The sequence below is a fragment of the Variovorax gracilis genome, assembly GCF_030317115.1.
GTDB lineage: Bacteria > Pseudomonadota > Gammaproteobacteria > Burkholderiales > Burkholderiaceae_C > Variovorax > Variovorax gracilis.
In genome coordinates, this window is record NZ_JASZYF010000005.1 from 323,809 (window position 1) to 337,592 (window position 13,784).

The following is a 13,784-nucleotide window of genomic DNA, read 5'->3' on the forward strand; positions in this document are numbered from 1 at the left end:
GGGAAAAAACACAAAGGGCGCCCGAGAGGCGCTCTTTTTATTGGAGACAGGAGAAGCTGCATGAACCCGGATGCCGACAAACTCTGGCTGGCCCCGCGCTGGGCGCTGGCCGTGCTGCTGGCGGTGCTGGGCATGCTCGGGCCCTTCTCCATCGACACCTATATCCCGGCGTTTTCCGGAATCGCGCAGTCGATCGGCGCCACGCCGGTCGAGATGCAGCAGACGCTCTCGGCCTACCTGTTCGGGTTTGCCTTCATGAACCTGTTCCACGGCGCACTGTCGGACAGCTTCGGCCGCAGGCCCGTCGTGCTGTGGGGCCTCGCGGTTTTCACCATCGCCTCCCTGGGCTGCGCGCTGTCGCAGACCATCGGGCAACTCGTGCTCTTCCGCGCGCTGCAAGGCCTGTCGACCGGCGCCGGCATCGTGGTCTCTCGTGCCGTGATCCGCGACATGTTCCCGCCGGCCGAGGCGCAGAAGGTGATGAGCCAGGTCACGATCTACTTCGGCATTGCACCTGCGATCGCACCGATCGTGGGCGGCTTTCTCTTCGTGCATCTGGGCTGGCACAGCATCTTCTGGTTTCTCGTGGCGGTGGGTGTGGTGCTGTTCGCGGCCAACTACAAGCTTCTGCCCGAGACGCTGCACCGCGACCAGCGCCAACCCTTCGAGGTGCGGCACCTGATGCGCGGTTACTGGGACCTGTGCTCCGACCCGCGCTTTCTGCTGCTCGCACTGGCGAGCGGCGTGCCCTTCAACGGAATGTTCCTCTACGTGCTGGCCGCGCCCGCCTTTCTGGGTGAGCACCTCGCGCTGGCGCCGACTCAGTTCTTCTGGTTCTTCCTGCTGACCATCGGCGGCATCATGGCCGGCGCCTGGGCGAGCGGGCGCATGGCTGGCAAGGTCGCGCCGAAGCGGCAGATTCGAGACGGCTTCGTGATCATGCTGGCGACCTCGCTCGTCAACGTGGTAGCTAACGCCCTCTTCACGCCTCACGCCGCGTGGGCGCTGTGGCCGCTGGCCGTGTTCGCCTTCGGCTGGGCGCTGATGGTGCCGGTGGTGACCTTGCTCGTGCTCGACCTGCATCCCGAGCGTCGCGGCATGGCCTCGTCGCTGCAGGCGGTGATCGGCTCGACGGCCAACGGCGTCGTCGCCGGCGTGATCGCGCCGCTGGTGATGCATTCGACGCTGGCGCTGGCGGCCACCTCCATCCTGATGCTGAGCATCGGCCTGGTCGCCTGGGTCTGGCTCCACGGGCGCTGGCCCGAGATCGGGCGCCTGGTCGCCGGCGAAGCGGCCTGACGACGATGCGGTTCGACACTCTCACGACCTTCGCGCGCGCCTGGATTCCCGGCCCCACCGTCGTCGACGGCCGGGAACGCCTGCGCGCTGTTGCCGGTGCCGCCGTGGGCCTGCTTTTCACGGCATTGATCTGCGAGCTCCTGGCGGGCCCATCGGTCAGCGGCAACTGGCTGATCGCGCCGCTGGGCGCCAGCGCGGTCCTGGTGTTCGCGCTGCCGGCGAGCCCGCTGGCGCAACCCTGGCCAGTGATCGGCGGCAATACGCTCGCTGCCCTGGTCGGGGTGGCATGCGCCCGGTGGCTACCTGATGCGTGGTGGCTCGGCGCGGTTGCGACCGCGTTGGCCATCGGGCTCATGTTTTCCCTGCGTTGCCTGCACCCGCCAGGGGGCGCGGTGGCGTTGCTGACCGTGCTGACGCACGCCCGGGAGTTCCCCTTCGCCATCTCCCCGGTGCTGACCGATTCACTTCTGCTGGTGATCGCCGGGGTGCTCTACAACAGCCTCACGGGCCGGCGCTACCCGCACGTCCAGATCGCGCAGCGCCAGCCCGCAGGAGACGCACGATTCAGTTCGGCCGATATCGATGCAGTGCTGGCGCGCTACAACCAGGTGCTCGACATCAGCCGCGACGACCTGGAGTCGCTGATCCGGCAGACCGAGATGGAGTCATGGCACCGCCGACTGGGCACGGTGCGGTGCGTCGACATCATGTCGGGCGATCCGGTGACGGTCGAATTCGGTACGCCGCTGCAGGAAGCCTGGGCCCTCATGCACGACCGGCGCATCAAGGCGCTGCCTGTGACCGATCGAACCCGGCGCGTGGTCGGCATCGTCACCCAGGCCGACTTCTTCCGGCACATCGACCTGCAGCATCACGAGGGCCTGGGCGGCCGGCTGCGCGACTTCATCCGCGCGACGCGCACCGTGATGTCGAGCAAGCCCGAGGTCGTCGGCCAGATCATGACGCGCCAGGTGCGGGTGGCCAGCGAAGACCGGCCCATGGTCGACCTGGTGCCGCTCTTTTCCGAGGGCGGGCACCACCACATCCCCATCATCGATGGCGAGCGGCGGCTCACGGGAATGATCACGCAGTCCGATTTCGTGCGCGCGCTCTATCGCGCGGCCGAGCCGGAGACTTGAGGCCCTTCGCTGCGGCAACGCCGTCCGGCCAGTGCCGCGCATCGGCAAATCGCTCCACCAGGAAGTCGAGCAGCACGCGCAGGGACGCCGGCATCTGCCTCCGCGAGCCGTAGAGCCCGTACACGCCCAGTCCCAGCGGCACGACCCCGGGCAACAGCGCCACAAGGCGACCGTCCGCGATCGGCGCGCCCGCCGAATAGGCCGGCTGCATCGCGATGCCAGCGCCCTCGATGGCGGCTGCCAGCAACACCTGCGATTCGTTGGCGCTGAGAGTGCCGCTGACTGGGACCGCAATGCGCTCGCCCTCCCGGTCGAACTGCCACAGGCTCTTGCCGAAGTACGAATAGGTCAGGCAGTTGTGCGTCGCGAGGTCGTGCACGCTCCGCGGCGTGCCGTGGGCCTGCAGGTAGGCCGGCGAAGCGCAGACAACCGACGCGCAATGGCCCAGCGGCCGCGCGATCAGGTTCGGGTCGAGGTCGTTCGTGATGCGGATGGCGAGGTCGATCCGCTCCTCGACGAGGTTCACGGGCCGCGAGTCGATATGCAGGTCGATCGCCGCCAGCGGGTGGCGCCGGAGGTATTCCGCAACTGCCGGGGCCAGTACGTCCTGCGCGAGCGACTGCGCGCAAGCCACGCGCAGCAGGCCGCGCGGCACATCCGCTTCGCCACCGATCGTCACGGCCATGTCCCCGGCCACTTCGAGCATGCGTCGACACCGGGCCAGCGTCTCCTCGCCCGCCTCGGTCAGGCTCAGGCGCCGCGTCGTTCGGTGCAGCAGCCTCGCCCCGGCCCATTGCTCCATCTGCGCGAGGTAGCGCGTGACCATGGCGCGCGACATATCGAGGGCTTCGGCGGCGCTCGTCATGCTCGCACGCTCAGCGATACAGACGAACACTTCGGCGGCGGTGATACGGTCCATATTCGATCGATTCAAGCAACAAACATTTGCATGCTACGGTGTTTTTCGATCGGATCAAGAAACATACGATCACCGACCTGACGACATCGAATCTCGCCTCGCAGCGCGGCGCGCTTCATTCACACACTCATCGCAAGGAAAACTCCATGAGCAAGATCGCCATCCTCGGTATCACCGGCCGCGCCGGATCCCGCATCGCCAATGAACTGCTGCAGCGCGGCCACACCATCACGGGCATCGCACGCAAGATCGAAGGCGCCGAATCGCGCCCCGGCCTGACGCTGGAAACCGCCGACTCGACGTCCGTCGACGCATTGGCTCCGGTACTTCGCGGCCACGACGCCGTGATCAGCGCGACCCGCTTCGCTGGTGGAGCGAACGCCGACACCCTTGTCACGGCTGCCAAGCAGGCCGGAGTGCCGCGACTGCTGATCGTCGGCGGTGCCGGGAGTCTCGAAATCGCGCCGGGCAAGGCCCTGCTCGACACGCCCGAATTCCCCGAAGCCTACAAGCCGGAAGCGCAGGCCGGTCGCGAGATGCTCAAGGCGCTGCGCGCCGAGAAAGAACTCGACTGGACCTTCCTCTCGCCTTCCGCCCTCTTCGTACCCGGCGAGCGCACCGGCAAGTTCCGGGTCGGCGGCGACAGCCTGCTCAGCGACGCGAACGGCAAGAGCTGGATCTCGATGGAGGACTATGCAATCGCGCTGGCCGACGAGATCGAAGCGCCGAAGCACCCGCGTCAGCGCTTCACAGTCGGGTATTGAAGCATCCCAGGCTGCCCACTTCGTGGGCGCCCACCCCCTCGAGGGGGCAATGCTGCTGACCGGCCAAGCCGGTTGCACGGAATCTCCGGACTCCCAGCGCCCGTGGCCTATTTTTCCAGGGTCTTCTTCATCGCGAGCATGCCCTGCTCGATCATGGCGCTGATGGGCTGCTTCATATGGTTGGGCAGCAGATCGGCGATCCAGACGAGTTGGCTGTGGCCAGCGTCTTCGGCAAACACCTGCAGCGACGCGTTGTGATGCGCTAGCCGCTCGCCGGTCGCAGACCACGCCACGCGCCGCGCCTCATCGTCGACATCGACGATGACCTCGCGCGCCACCAGGCCGTTGGCAAAGGTGACGATGCGCGCGTCGCCTTCGAGCTTGCAGTCGGTCACGAAGCCGGGCACCAGCCGGTGGTGGATCTCGCCGACATCGCGAACAGCATCCCAGATGTGCTCGGCGCTTGCCGCCACCCGGATTTCCTGTCGAATGGACGCCATGGTCTTCACTCCTTTCAGGCCAGCGGGCCAGTTTAGGCGTGAACAAGTCCTGGGGGTAGCCTCAGCGCTTGACGCCCAGCAGACGCTCCAGCACTTCCGGCTGCGCGCCCAGCTTCGCCGCCCGGTCGGCATGCACGACGGTGCCGTGGTCCAGCACGACGGCTTCGTCCGAGATCGCGAGGATCGCTTGCGGGTGCTGCTCGACGACGATGGCAGCGAGCCCTTCGTCACGAGTGATGCGCCGGATGGCGCGCAGCAGTTCTTCGACGATGATCGGCGCCAGGCCTTCGAGCGGCTCGTCCAGCAGCAGCAGGGTCGGATTCACCACCAACGCGCGCCCGACGGCCAGCATCTGCTGTTCCCCGCCCGACAACTGCGTGCCCAGGTTGCCCTTGCGCTCCGCAAGTCGCGGGAACATCTCGTAGACCCTCTGCGGATTCCATTTGCCGGGGCGTTCCACCGCCGTGAGGTTCTCGTGCACGGTGAGCGACTTGAAGATATTGCGCTCCTGCGGCACCCAGCCGATGCCCGCCGCGGCGCGCTGGTGCGGCGACAGCCTGTGCAGCGCCAAGCCACCCAGCGTGATGGTGCCGCCGTGCTGGCGCGTCGCGCCGGCCAGCGTGTTGATGAGGGTCGTCTTGCCGGTGCCGTTACGGCCCAGCAGCGCCAGGGTCTGACCCTGCCCGAGCGCGAGCGAGATGTCGTGCAGAACCACAGCCTCGCCATAGCCGGCACTCAGGTGTTCGATGCGCAACAGTTCAGGCATGCGCGGCTCCATGGCCCAGGTAGACCTCTCTCACTTTCGGGTCGTTGGCGATCGTGTCGGGGTCGCCCTCGGTCAGCAGCGTGCCGTTGACCAGCACGGTCATGCGGTCGGCAAAGCTGAACACCAGGTCCATGTCGTGTTCGATCAGGAGCACGGACACGTCGGCCGGCAGTGCGGCGACGGTCTCCAGCAACTCCTCGCGCTCGCCGGCCGGCACGCCTGCGACGGGTTCGTCGAGCAGCAGCACGCGCGGCTCGCAGGCCAGCGCGATGGCGATCTCCAGCAGGCGGCGCTTGCCGTAGGCGAGCTGCCGTGTCTGCTGTTGCGCGACGTCCGCGAGCCGGAACTGTTCGAGCAACTGCCCCGCGCGCTCGGCGACCTGCCTGGACGAACCGAGCGGCTTCCACCACTGCCCGCCCAGGCCCGTGTGCTGCGAGACGACCAGCGTCAGGGTTTCCAGCGGCGTCATCGAATCGAAGAGCTGATTGATCTGGAAGGTACGGACCATGCCGCGCGACACCCGCCGATGTGGCGCGAGGCGGGTGATGTCCTCGCCTTCGAGCACGATGCGGCCTTCGGAGGGTGTGAGCACGCCCGTCAACAGATTGATCAGCGTGGTCTTGCCGGCGCCGTTCGGACCAATCAGCGCATGGCGCGCGCCGCGCCGCAGGTTCAGCGAGACGTTGTTGGTGGCCGCGATGCCGCCGAAGCGCATCACGAGGCCGGCCGCCGACAGGACGATGTCGTTCACGGTATCGCTCACGGCTTGGCGCTCCCACGCTGGCCGAACCAGGTCCAGGGTCGAAGCAGCCGATCGCGCCCGACCAGTACCAGCAGCACCAGGATCAGGCCGATCCAGAACATCCAGTATTGCGGAGTGACGGTCGAGAGCGTGTCCTGCAGCAGCTTGAACACGATGGCGCCCGCAATGCCGCCATAGAGCCAACCCACCCCGCCGATGACCAGCATCAGCAGCACGTCGGCCGAACGGTCGAATGCCAGCACATCGAGCGATGCAAAACCGGTGGTCTGCGCGAGCAGCGCGCCCGCCGCGCCGGCGATCGCAGCGGCCACCGTGTAGATCACGGCCAGCCTCGACACGACCGGAATGCCGATCGCCATCGCGCGCAGGCGGTTGTCACGCACTGCCTTGAGCGTCGCGCCGAAAGGCGAGTGCACCAGTCGCCGCATCAGCAGGAACAGCAGCAGCACCACGGAGAGCGAATACCAGGCCGCCGTGCGCCCGTACAGGTCGAAGTCGAAGAGACCGAGCACCGGCCCCATCACCACACCTTGCAGGCCATCCGCGCCGCCGGTGAGCCAATCGATCTTGTTCGCCAGTTCAAGCAGCAGCAGCGCCGTCCCGAGCGTGACCATGAGCCGTGTCAGGTCCGTGCCGCGCAGGATCGTGACGCTCGCAATCGCGCCCAGCACGGCACACAGCACGATGGCCACCACGAGGCCGACCGTCGGGTCCGGCATCACCAGCTTCGCGAAGAGCGCCGCCGTGTAGGCGCCGAAACCGAAGAAGGCCGCATGCCCGAGGGAGACGATGCCCGTGTAGCCGAGGATGAGGTCGAGCGACATCGCGAACAGCGCGACGATCGCGATCTCGTTGATCATCAAGGCGTGCGACGGCATCAGGAGCGGCAGCACGAAAGCCACCGCCCAGACGCCGAACTCCCACGGACGCCAGCGCGCCTTGCGCAGCAAAGGTTGCTGAAAGTCCATCACTTCCCTCCCTTGCGCGTGAACAGCCCTTGCGGCCGCCACATCAGGATCAGGATCATCAGCAAGTACACCGTGAACGCGCCCATCTTCGGAATGAAGTATTTGCCAGCCACGTCGGCGATGCCGAGCAGCAGCGCGGCCAGGAGCGGCCCGGTGATCGACGAGGTGCCTCCAACGGACACCACGATGAGGAAATAGATCATGTACTTCAGCGGGAAGGTCGGATCGAGCCCCAGGATTTCGGCGCCCAGCGCGCCGCCCAGGCCCGCGAGTCCCGAGCCGACCGCGAAGGTCAGCAGGAACACAACGTTCACGTTGATGCCCAGCCCCGCCGCCACGCGCGGATCGTCGACCGCCGCGCGCAGCCGGCTGCCGAAACGCGTCTTCGACAGAATGAGTTGCAGCACCACCGTCAGCAGGGCGCACAGCACGATGATGAAGATCCGGTAGTGCCCCATGCCCAGCAGGAACGCACCGTCGCCGATCTCGGTGCGCCCGCGCAGCCATTCAGGCAAATGGATGTTCTGCTGCGACGATCCGACGAAGTAGTCGACGCCGGCCACCGCCATGAACGCCAGCCCGATCGAGAACAGCACCTGGTCCAGATGGGGCTTGCCGTACATCGGCCGGTACAAGGTGCGTTCGAGCAGCGCCCCCAGCAGACCGACCAGGATGAACGCGAGCGGCAGGCAGACGAGGAACGGCACGCCGAGCTTCTGCATCGCGAACACCGTCAGGTAGCCGCCCGCCATCGCGAACGCGCCATGCGCGAGGTTGATGAAATTCATCAGCCCCAGCGTCACGGCCAGCCCCACCGCCAGCACGAACAGCAGCATGCCGTAGGCAATGCCGTCAAAAAGGATCGTCAACATAGTTCTGGCTCGCGCCCAGGTTGCCCGCACTTCGTGTCGGGCGCCCACCGCCTGCCGGGGGCAACACCAGCGGCCCGGCGAAGCCGGTTCCGCGGTGTTCCCCGACGGGCGCAGGGCGGGTACATGGGTGCAGAGGTTTCGTCAGCTATTGGGTCAGGGCTTTGCCTTGCCCGGGTCTTTCACGGCCTTGATGACGTCGAACTCGACGTTGTAGAGCTGGCCGTCCTTCTTCTCGACCTTTCGGAGGTACACGTCCTGCGTGATGTCGCGCGTCTGCGCATCGATCAGCACCTCACCGCGCGGGCTTTCGAAGACTTGGCCCTTCATCGCCGCAAGCAAAGCGTCGCCGCCGCCCTGGCCCTTGGTGGCCTTGAGGGCTTCGTAGATCACGCGCATGCCGTCGTATCCGCCGACGGCCATGAAGTTCGGGCGCATGCCCTTGTTGGCCTTCTGGAAGGCTTCCACGAACTTCTTGTTCGCCGCCGACGGATGCGCTGCCGAGTAGTGGTGCGAAGTCACCACGCCGAGCGCGCCGTCGCCCATGTCGTTGAGCTGGTCGTCATCCGTCACATCGCCGGTGGCGATCATCTTGATGCCGGCCTTGTCCATGCCGCGCTCCAGGAACTGCTTCATCACCGCAGCGCCCGCGCCGGAGGGCACGAAGACGAACAACGCATCAGGCTTGGCGTCTCGCACCTTCTGCAGGAAAGGTGCGAAGTCCGGATTGCGCAGCGGCACGCGCAGCGACTCGATGACCTTGCCGCCGTTGAGTTCGAAGCGCTCCTTGAAGAACTTTTCCGCATCGTTGCCGGGGCCGTAGTCGCTGACCAGCGTCACGACCGACTTGATGCCGTTCTTCGGCGCCCAGTCGCCCATCGCGACCGACACCTGTGGCAACGTGAAGCTGGAGCGGACGATGTACGGCGAGGCCTGCGTGATGCTCGAAGTGGCTGCGGCCATCACGACCAGCGGCGTCTTCGACTGCGTGGCGATCGGTGCGGCCGCCAGCGCAGCCGGCGTCACGCCGAAGCCGGCGAGCACATTGACCTTGTCGTTGACCACGAGTTCTTGCGCCAGGCGCTTGGTGACGTCGGGCAGTGCGGTGTCGTCCTTGACGATCAGCTCAATCTTCTTGCCTGCAACGGTGTCGCCGTTCTGCGCCATGTAGAGGCGTGCCGCCGCTTCGATCTGGCGTCCGGTGGAAGCCTGCTGACCGGTCATTGGCAGGATCAGGCCGATCTTGAACGTGTCGGCGGCGTGAGCCAGGGGAATGGCCAGCGCAATGGCGGTCAGGCTGGCAGCCTGGACGAGATGGCGACGAAGCATAAAGCTCTCCTTCTTGGATGGATGCTGGAACGGGGGATATTGTGACCAGATGCAAGCGAGCCTGGACGTCGGCAAACACCTAGCGTCCCGATCGCGCAGAGGATTTCTGCGCGATCAGCAAATTCGCTGCGCGATCATCGCGCAATGCTTGCAACAGCTCATGGACTTTCGGGTCGCCACGCCGAATCGAGGGTGAGGGTGCCGACCGCGCGCGAGACGCAGGCGCAGATCTTGTGGCACGACTGCTTCTCGTGCTCGCTCAGGAAGACGTCGCGGTGATCGATCTCGCCGTCGACGGCCAGGACGTCCATGGCACACAGCCCACACTCGCCGCGGCGGCAGTCCCAGAGCGTCTGCACACCGGCGCCTTCGAGCGCTTCGAGCAGCGTGCTGCCGGCGGGGACGGTGATCGCCAGGTCATGACGCGGGATACGCACTTCGAAGGCCTGCGCCGCGAGACGGCCGCTGCTGCCGAAGGTCTCGAAGCGGAGGTCCGCCTGCGGCCGGTTCGCCGCCGCCCACGCGCGCTTGACGGCTTCGAGCATCGGCACCGGTCCACAGGTGTAAAGCTGTCCCGCGGGCGGCAGATTCGCGATCTCCGAGGCGAAGTCGATGGGCGCGCTCCCGGCAAAGGCCTGGACGCTGGTCTTCGCGGACTGGCCCAGCGCTTCCTGGAGGACCGCCAGATACGCGAGTTCCTCTTCGCTGCGAGCGCCGTAAAGCATGCGCACGCCTACGCCACGGCGCTGCGCCAGGTCCGCCAGCCGCTGCGCCATGTAGACCAGCGGCGTGATGCCGATCCCGCCCGCCACCAGCAGATAGCCCGGCGCGGTGAGATCAAGGCCGAAGTGGCTCTGCGGCTCGCTCACCAGCAGGCGGTCGCCGGGTGCCAGGCGCCACATCGCGAGCGATCCGCCGCGGCCGTCGTCCAGCCGCTTCACGGCGATGCGCCAGGCACGCCCGTCAGGGGCGCCCACCACTGAGTACGAGCGGGTCTGCATGCGCCCGGAACCTGGCTCGCCGACCAGCACCTGGACCTGGAGGTGGGCGCCGGGTTCGTGGCCGGCGGCAATGCCCGACTCGGGCGTGATCTCGAACTCGCGCACCGTTGCAGTGAGGTCGCGGCAGGCCGTGATGCGCGCAGGCATCCAGTGGATATCGCTTTTCATCTTGGGGTGTCTTCAGGCCCGGCGGCGAATGAGTTGCACGCCGGGCAAGGGGTGGTTCGGCGCACCATGCAGCGCCTCGCGCAGATTGCGCTGTGCGATGCGGCTGTGCTCGCGCATCAGCGCCTCGGCGCGCGAGCCTTCACGGTTCTCGATCGCGTCGAGCACCTGTCCGTGCTGGTCCTGCGCAATGAGGAGCATGTCGCGCGCAGCAGGCGAGTTGGCCTGCACGACGACGAAGCCCGAGGGCGACGCGAACGGCAGGTTGATCACGCGTTCCAACTGCTGCGCGATCAGCGGGCTCCCTGCCATTTCGGACAGCAGCCGGTGGAACTCTTCGTTGAAGGCGACGTAGCGCGAGAACGCCGCATCGTCGAGCGCAGGGTCGCGCAGCAGTTCATCGATGCGCTTGAGACATGCGCGCGCCTCGCGCAGCACCACCGGCGGCGCGCCCCGCTCGGCCGCGAGCCGGGCCGACAGGCCTTCGAGCGTGCCGCGCAGTTCGATCGCATCGGCCACATCGCGTTCGGAAAAGGTGCGAACGGCATAGCCGCCATTGGGCAAGGCTTCGAGCAGCCCTTCCTGCTCGAGCCGCATGAGCGCGCTGCGAACCGGCGTTCGGGAGACGCCCAGCAACTCGGAGATCGCGACCTCGGCAATGCGCGCGCCGCCGGGCAGCTCGCCGGCCAGCACCATCTCGCGCAGCCGAAGTTGAGCCTTGACCGACTGGGAGCCCCCCGACTCGACGGGCTCGCTCGCGGTAGGCGTCGTGACCGTGCTCATCGACCAACCTCCGTGCTTCGCACGCCGATGCGAGCGCCTTTGCGCGGCCGGGCGGCGCTCACGTCCGCTCCGTCACGGCGGCGGGCTGGATCGGGATGGTCGGCGAGCGCGGCCTCTCACGCGCAACCATCTGATCGATGAGCCGACGAGCCCACATCGCGCCCGCGTCGATGTTGAGGTTGTAGAAGCTGTAGTCGGGTCGCTCGTCGATGGCGCGCTGCTGAGCTTCGAGTACCACCTCGTCCTCGCGGAAGATGCCGGCAACGCCCTCGCGCAACTCGTGGGTGAGGCGCTGCTCGCCAATGCAGTAGTTGCGCGCGAAGGCCCAGAAATAGAGGCAGGTCTTGTCGGTTTCCGGCGTGATCGTGTTGAGCACGAAGCCGTTGACGCCCTTGCTGCGATCGCCCGCCGAACCGTTCCGTGGCACCGCGCCGCTGCCCGCCTCCGCCACGCCGACGTCGATGTTGACCGTGCCTGGCCCCTCGAAGCGGATGATCTGCCAGCGATCGACCTTGCCCCGATAGCCATGCGCGTGGTGGATCTGCGCAGCCCAGAACGGCGGTGGATCGATGTCTTCCATCCAGCGCGTGACGGTGGCCGAGCGGTCGCCGTGCGTCGCGACGAAGGGCGCCTCGGCCACGGCACGGTTGCCGATCGACGAACCGTGCACGAAGGTCTCGTGCGTCAGGTCCATCAGATTGTCGACAACCAGCCGATAGTCGCAGGCCACGCGGATCATCTTTCCATCGCCGGCCCATTCGGGGTCGTCGTTCCAGTGCATGTCGGGCACCAGCGCCGGGTCGGCCTTGGCAGGATCGCCTGGCCACACCCAGACGAAGCGGTGCTTCTCGACCACCGGGTAGGAGCGCACGCAGGCCGAAGGGTTCAGCGTCTCCTGGCTCGGCATGAAAGTGCAGCGGCCCTGGCTGTTGTAGACGAGGCCGTGGTAGCCACAGACGAGTTCATCGCCTTCCAGCCGACCGAGCGACAAGGGCATCAGGCGGTGCCAGCAGGCGTCTTCCAGTGCCGCAACCTCTCCATCCGTACGTCGGTAGAGCACCAGTTTCTGGTTGCAGATCGTGCGCGCCAGGAGTGCGTGCTTGACTTCGACGTCGTACGCGGCCGCGTACCAGGCGTTCAGCGGAAAGGGGCTCGTGGAAGCATTCATGGATACGCAATGTATACATAAACTCCATAAAATCCAGTCTTTCTGCCTATATTCAGGGTAAACACCAGCTTCTCTGTATCCACTTCAGGGGCATCCTGAACGGATACGATCGACCGTTCTTTTCCAGATTCGACGGAGCCATCCCATGTCCCAGCACGCCGCCCTGCCTGCCCGCTACGACCACGTCGGCAGCTTTTTGCGTCCCAAGTACCTGCTCGAAGCCCGCGAGCAACAGTCCAAGGGCGAGATCACGCCCGAGCAGCTTCGCAAGGTCGAAGACACGGCCATCACCGAGATCGTCAAGTTCCAGGAAGACGTGGGGCTGAAGAGCATCACCGACGGCGAATTCCGCCGCACCTACTTCCACATCGACTTCCTCGAGCAGCTCGGGGGCGTGAAGACCGACATCCCGGTCACCATCCGCAAGCCCGACGGCACCGAAGAGCTGGCGCCGCCCGTCATGCGCGTGATCGACAAGGTGCGCCACGCGAAGAACATCCAGCTCGCCGATTTCCAGTACCTCAAGAGCCAGGTGTCGGCAGGCAATACGCCCAAGGTCACCATCCCCTCGCCCACGATGCTGCACTTCCGCGGCGGCCGCGCGGGCATCAGCAAGGAGGCGTACCCCGAGCTCGACCCGACCTTCTACGACGACGTCGCCAAGGCCTACGGGGACGAGCTTCGCTCGCTGGCAGAAGCCGGGTGCACCTACGTCCAGATGGATGACACCAACCTCGCCTACCTCTGCGACGAGAGGATGCGCGAAGCCGCCCGCCAGCGTGGCGACGACCCCAACGAGCTGCCGCACCGCTACGCCGCCTTCATCAACAAGGTGGTGGCGCAGAAGCCCGCCGGCATGACGCTCGCGATGCACCTGTGCCGCGGCAACTTCAAGAGCACCCACGCCGCGGCCGGCAACTATGAGCCGGTGGCCGAGGCGTTGCTCAAGGAGATGGACCTCGACGCCTACTTCCTCGAGTACGACGATGCCCGCTCCGGCGACTTCCGCCCCCTGCGTTTCCTGCCCAAGGGCAAGACGGTGGTGCTGGGCCTGGTGACCACCAAGTTCGGGGAGATGGAAGACAAGGACGAACTCAAGAGCCGCATCGAAGCCGCCGCCAAGTACGTGTCGCTCGATCAACTCGCGCTGTCTCCGCAGTGCGGATTCTCCAGCACGGTGCACGGCAACAACATCGCCGTCGAAGCACAGCGCGCCAAGCTGCGCCTCGTGGTGGAAGTCGCACAGGAAGTCTGGGGGAGCTGAAGCTCGCCCCCAGGCTTCGCGCACTTCGTGTCGCTTCGCCACCCCCCTGCCGGGGGCAACACCGGCGGCCCGGCAAAGCCGGTTCCG

14 protein-coding genes are annotated in these 13,784 nt (G+C 66.5%); 4 read left to right on the forward strand and 10 right to left on the reverse strand.

From position 1 onward, the window contains the following. Positions 1–60: 60 nt before the first annotated feature. Both QTH97_RS13365 and QTH97_RS13370 read left to right on the forward strand, forming a co-directional pair. A complete protein-coding gene (locus QTH97_RS13365; RefSeq protein ID WP_286568640.1) occupies positions 61–1,299 on the forward strand; it encodes a multidrug effflux MFS transporter in 1,239 nt (412 codons plus the stop codon). A 5-nt stretch (positions 1,300–1,304) separates the two neighbouring features. Further along, positions 1,305–2,438 (forward strand): HPP family protein, encoded by a 1,134-nt coding sequence (locus tag QTH97_RS13370; RefSeq protein WP_286568641.1) that lies wholly within the window; start codon positions 1,305–1,307, stop codon positions 2,436–2,438. Here the strand turns inward: QTH97_RS13370 and QTH97_RS13375 are convergent. Next, positions 2,383–3,357 (reverse strand): LysR family transcriptional regulator, encoded by a 975-nt coding sequence (locus QTH97_RS13375; RefSeq protein ID WP_286568642.1) that lies wholly within the window; start codon positions 3,355–3,357, stop codon positions 2,383–2,385. The two genes, QTH97_RS13370 and QTH97_RS13375, sit on opposite strands and share 56 nt — an antisense overlap. 146 nt (positions 3,358–3,503) lie before the next feature. Here QTH97_RS13375 and QTH97_RS13380 point away from each other — a divergent pair, with 146 nt between their 5' ends. After that, positions 3,504–4,121 (forward strand): NAD(P)-dependent oxidoreductase, encoded by a 618-nt coding sequence (locus QTH97_RS13380; RefSeq protein WP_286568643.1) that lies wholly within the window; start codon positions 3,504–3,506, stop codon positions 4,119–4,121. Positions 4,122–4,228: 107 nt separating this feature from the next. On the opposite strand, the gene QTH97_RS13385 is transcribed toward QTH97_RS13380, so the two are convergent. The 9 genes from QTH97_RS13385 to QTH97_RS13425 all read right to left on the reverse strand — a co-directional run bounded on the left by QTH97_RS13385 (position 4,229) and on the right by QTH97_RS13425 (position 12,433). After that, the gene (locus QTH97_RS13385; protein ID WP_286568645.1) at positions 4,229–4,621 is read right to left on the reverse strand and encodes an SRPBCC family protein; all 393 of its coding nucleotides are present in this window, start codon (positions 4,619–4,621) and stop codon (positions 4,229–4,231) included. 61 nt (positions 4,622–4,682) lie between these two features. Next, positions 4,683–5,387, reverse strand: a complete 705-nt coding sequence (locus QTH97_RS13390) for an ABC transporter ATP-binding protein (RefSeq protein WP_286568646.1) — start codon at positions 5,385–5,387, stop codon at positions 4,683–4,685. Next, positions 5,380–6,138, reverse strand: a complete 759-nt coding sequence (locus QTH97_RS13395) for an ABC transporter ATP-binding protein (RefSeq protein WP_286568734.1) — start codon at positions 6,136–6,138, stop codon at positions 5,380–5,382. The genes QTH97_RS13390 and QTH97_RS13395 overlap by 8 nt, the downstream gene beginning before the upstream one ends. Positions 6,139–6,146: 8 nt before the next feature. Then, positions 6,147–7,118 (reverse strand): branched-chain amino acid ABC transporter permease, encoded by a 972-nt coding sequence (locus tag QTH97_RS13400; protein WP_286568647.1) that lies wholly within the window; start codon positions 7,116–7,118, stop codon positions 6,147–6,149. Next, positions 7,118–7,990, reverse strand: coding sequence for a branched-chain amino acid ABC transporter permease (locus QTH97_RS13405; protein ID WP_286568648.1), 873 nt, complete (start codon positions 7,988–7,990; stop codon positions 7,118–7,120). Before QTH97_RS13405 ends, QTH97_RS13400 begins: the two co-directional genes overlap by 1 nt. 153 nt (positions 7,991–8,143) lie before the next feature. Further along, a complete protein-coding gene (locus tag QTH97_RS13410; protein WP_286568649.1) occupies positions 8,144–9,316 on the reverse strand; it encodes an ABC transporter substrate-binding protein in 1,173 nt (390 codons plus the stop codon). A gap of 158 nt (positions 9,317–9,474) precedes the next feature. Next, positions 9,475–10,485, reverse strand: coding sequence for a PDR/VanB family oxidoreductase (locus QTH97_RS13415; protein ID WP_286568650.1), 1,011 nt, complete (start codon positions 10,483–10,485; stop codon positions 9,475–9,477). A 12-nt stretch (positions 10,486–10,497) separates the two neighbouring features. After that, positions 10,498–11,265 (reverse strand): GntR family transcriptional regulator, encoded by a 768-nt coding sequence (locus QTH97_RS13420; RefSeq protein ID WP_286568652.1) that lies wholly within the window; start codon positions 11,263–11,265, stop codon positions 10,498–10,500. Between the two features lie 58 nt (positions 11,266–11,323). Next, on the reverse strand, positions 11,324–12,433 hold the full coding sequence (locus QTH97_RS13425; protein ID WP_286568654.1) for an aromatic ring-hydroxylating dioxygenase subunit alpha: 1,110 nt from the start codon (positions 12,431–12,433) through the stop codon (positions 11,324–11,326). Positions 12,434–12,578: 145 nt separating this feature from the next. On the opposite strand from QTH97_RS13425, the gene QTH97_RS13430 reads away from it, so the two are divergent. Next, entirely contained in the window at positions 12,579–13,697 is a 1,119-nt protein-coding gene (locus QTH97_RS13430) for a 5-methyltetrahydropteroyltriglutamate--homocysteine S-methyltransferase (protein WP_286568655.1), read from the forward strand. Positions 13,698–13,784: the final 87 nt, after the last annotated feature.

Coding starts and splice junctions, on each gene's coding strand:
- QTH97_RS13365 (WP_286568640.1), top strand. CDS start 61: ATGAACCCGGATGCCGACAAACTCTGGCTGGCCCCGCGCTGGGCGCTG.
- QTH97_RS13370 (WP_286568641.1), top strand. CDS start 1,305: ATGCGGTTCGACACTCTCACGACCTTCGCGCGCGCCTGGATTCCCGGC.
- QTH97_RS13375 (WP_286568642.1), bottom strand. CDS start 3,357: ATGGACCGTATCACCGCCGCCGAAGTGTTCGTCTGTATCGCTGAGCGT.
- QTH97_RS13380 (WP_286568643.1), top strand. CDS start 3,504: ATGAGCAAGATCGCCATCCTCGGTATCACCGGCCGCGCCGGATCCCGC.
- QTH97_RS13385 (WP_286568645.1), bottom strand. CDS start 4,621: ATGGCGTCCATTCGACAGGAAATCCGGGTGGCGGCAAGCGCCGAGCAC.
- QTH97_RS13390 (WP_286568646.1), bottom strand. CDS start 5,387: ATGCCTGAACTGTTGCGCATCGAACACCTGAGTGCCGGCTATGGCGAG.
- QTH97_RS13400 (WP_286568647.1), bottom strand. CDS start 7,118: ATGGACTTTCAGCAACCTTTGCTGCGCAAGGCGCGCTGGCGTCCGTGG.
- QTH97_RS13405 (WP_286568648.1), bottom strand. CDS start 7,990: ATGTTGACGATCCTTTTTGACGGCATTGCCTACGGCATGCTGCTGTTC.
- QTH97_RS13410 (WP_286568649.1), bottom strand. CDS start 9,316: ATGCTTCGTCGCCATCTCGTCCAGGCTGCCAGCCTGACCGCCATTGCG.
- QTH97_RS13415 (WP_286568650.1), bottom strand. CDS start 10,485: ATGAAAAGCGATATCCACTGGATGCCTGCGCGCATCACGGCCTGCCGC.
- QTH97_RS13420 (WP_286568652.1), bottom strand. CDS start 11,265: ATGAGCACGGTCACGACGCCTACCGCGAGCGAGCCCGTCGAGTCGGGG.
- QTH97_RS13425 (WP_286568654.1), bottom strand. CDS start 12,433: ATGAATGCTTCCACGAGCCCCTTTCCGCTGAACGCCTGGTACGCGGCC.
- QTH97_RS13430 (WP_286568655.1), top strand. CDS start 12,579: ATGTCCCAGCACGCCGCCCTGCCTGCCCGCTACGACCACGTCGGCAGC.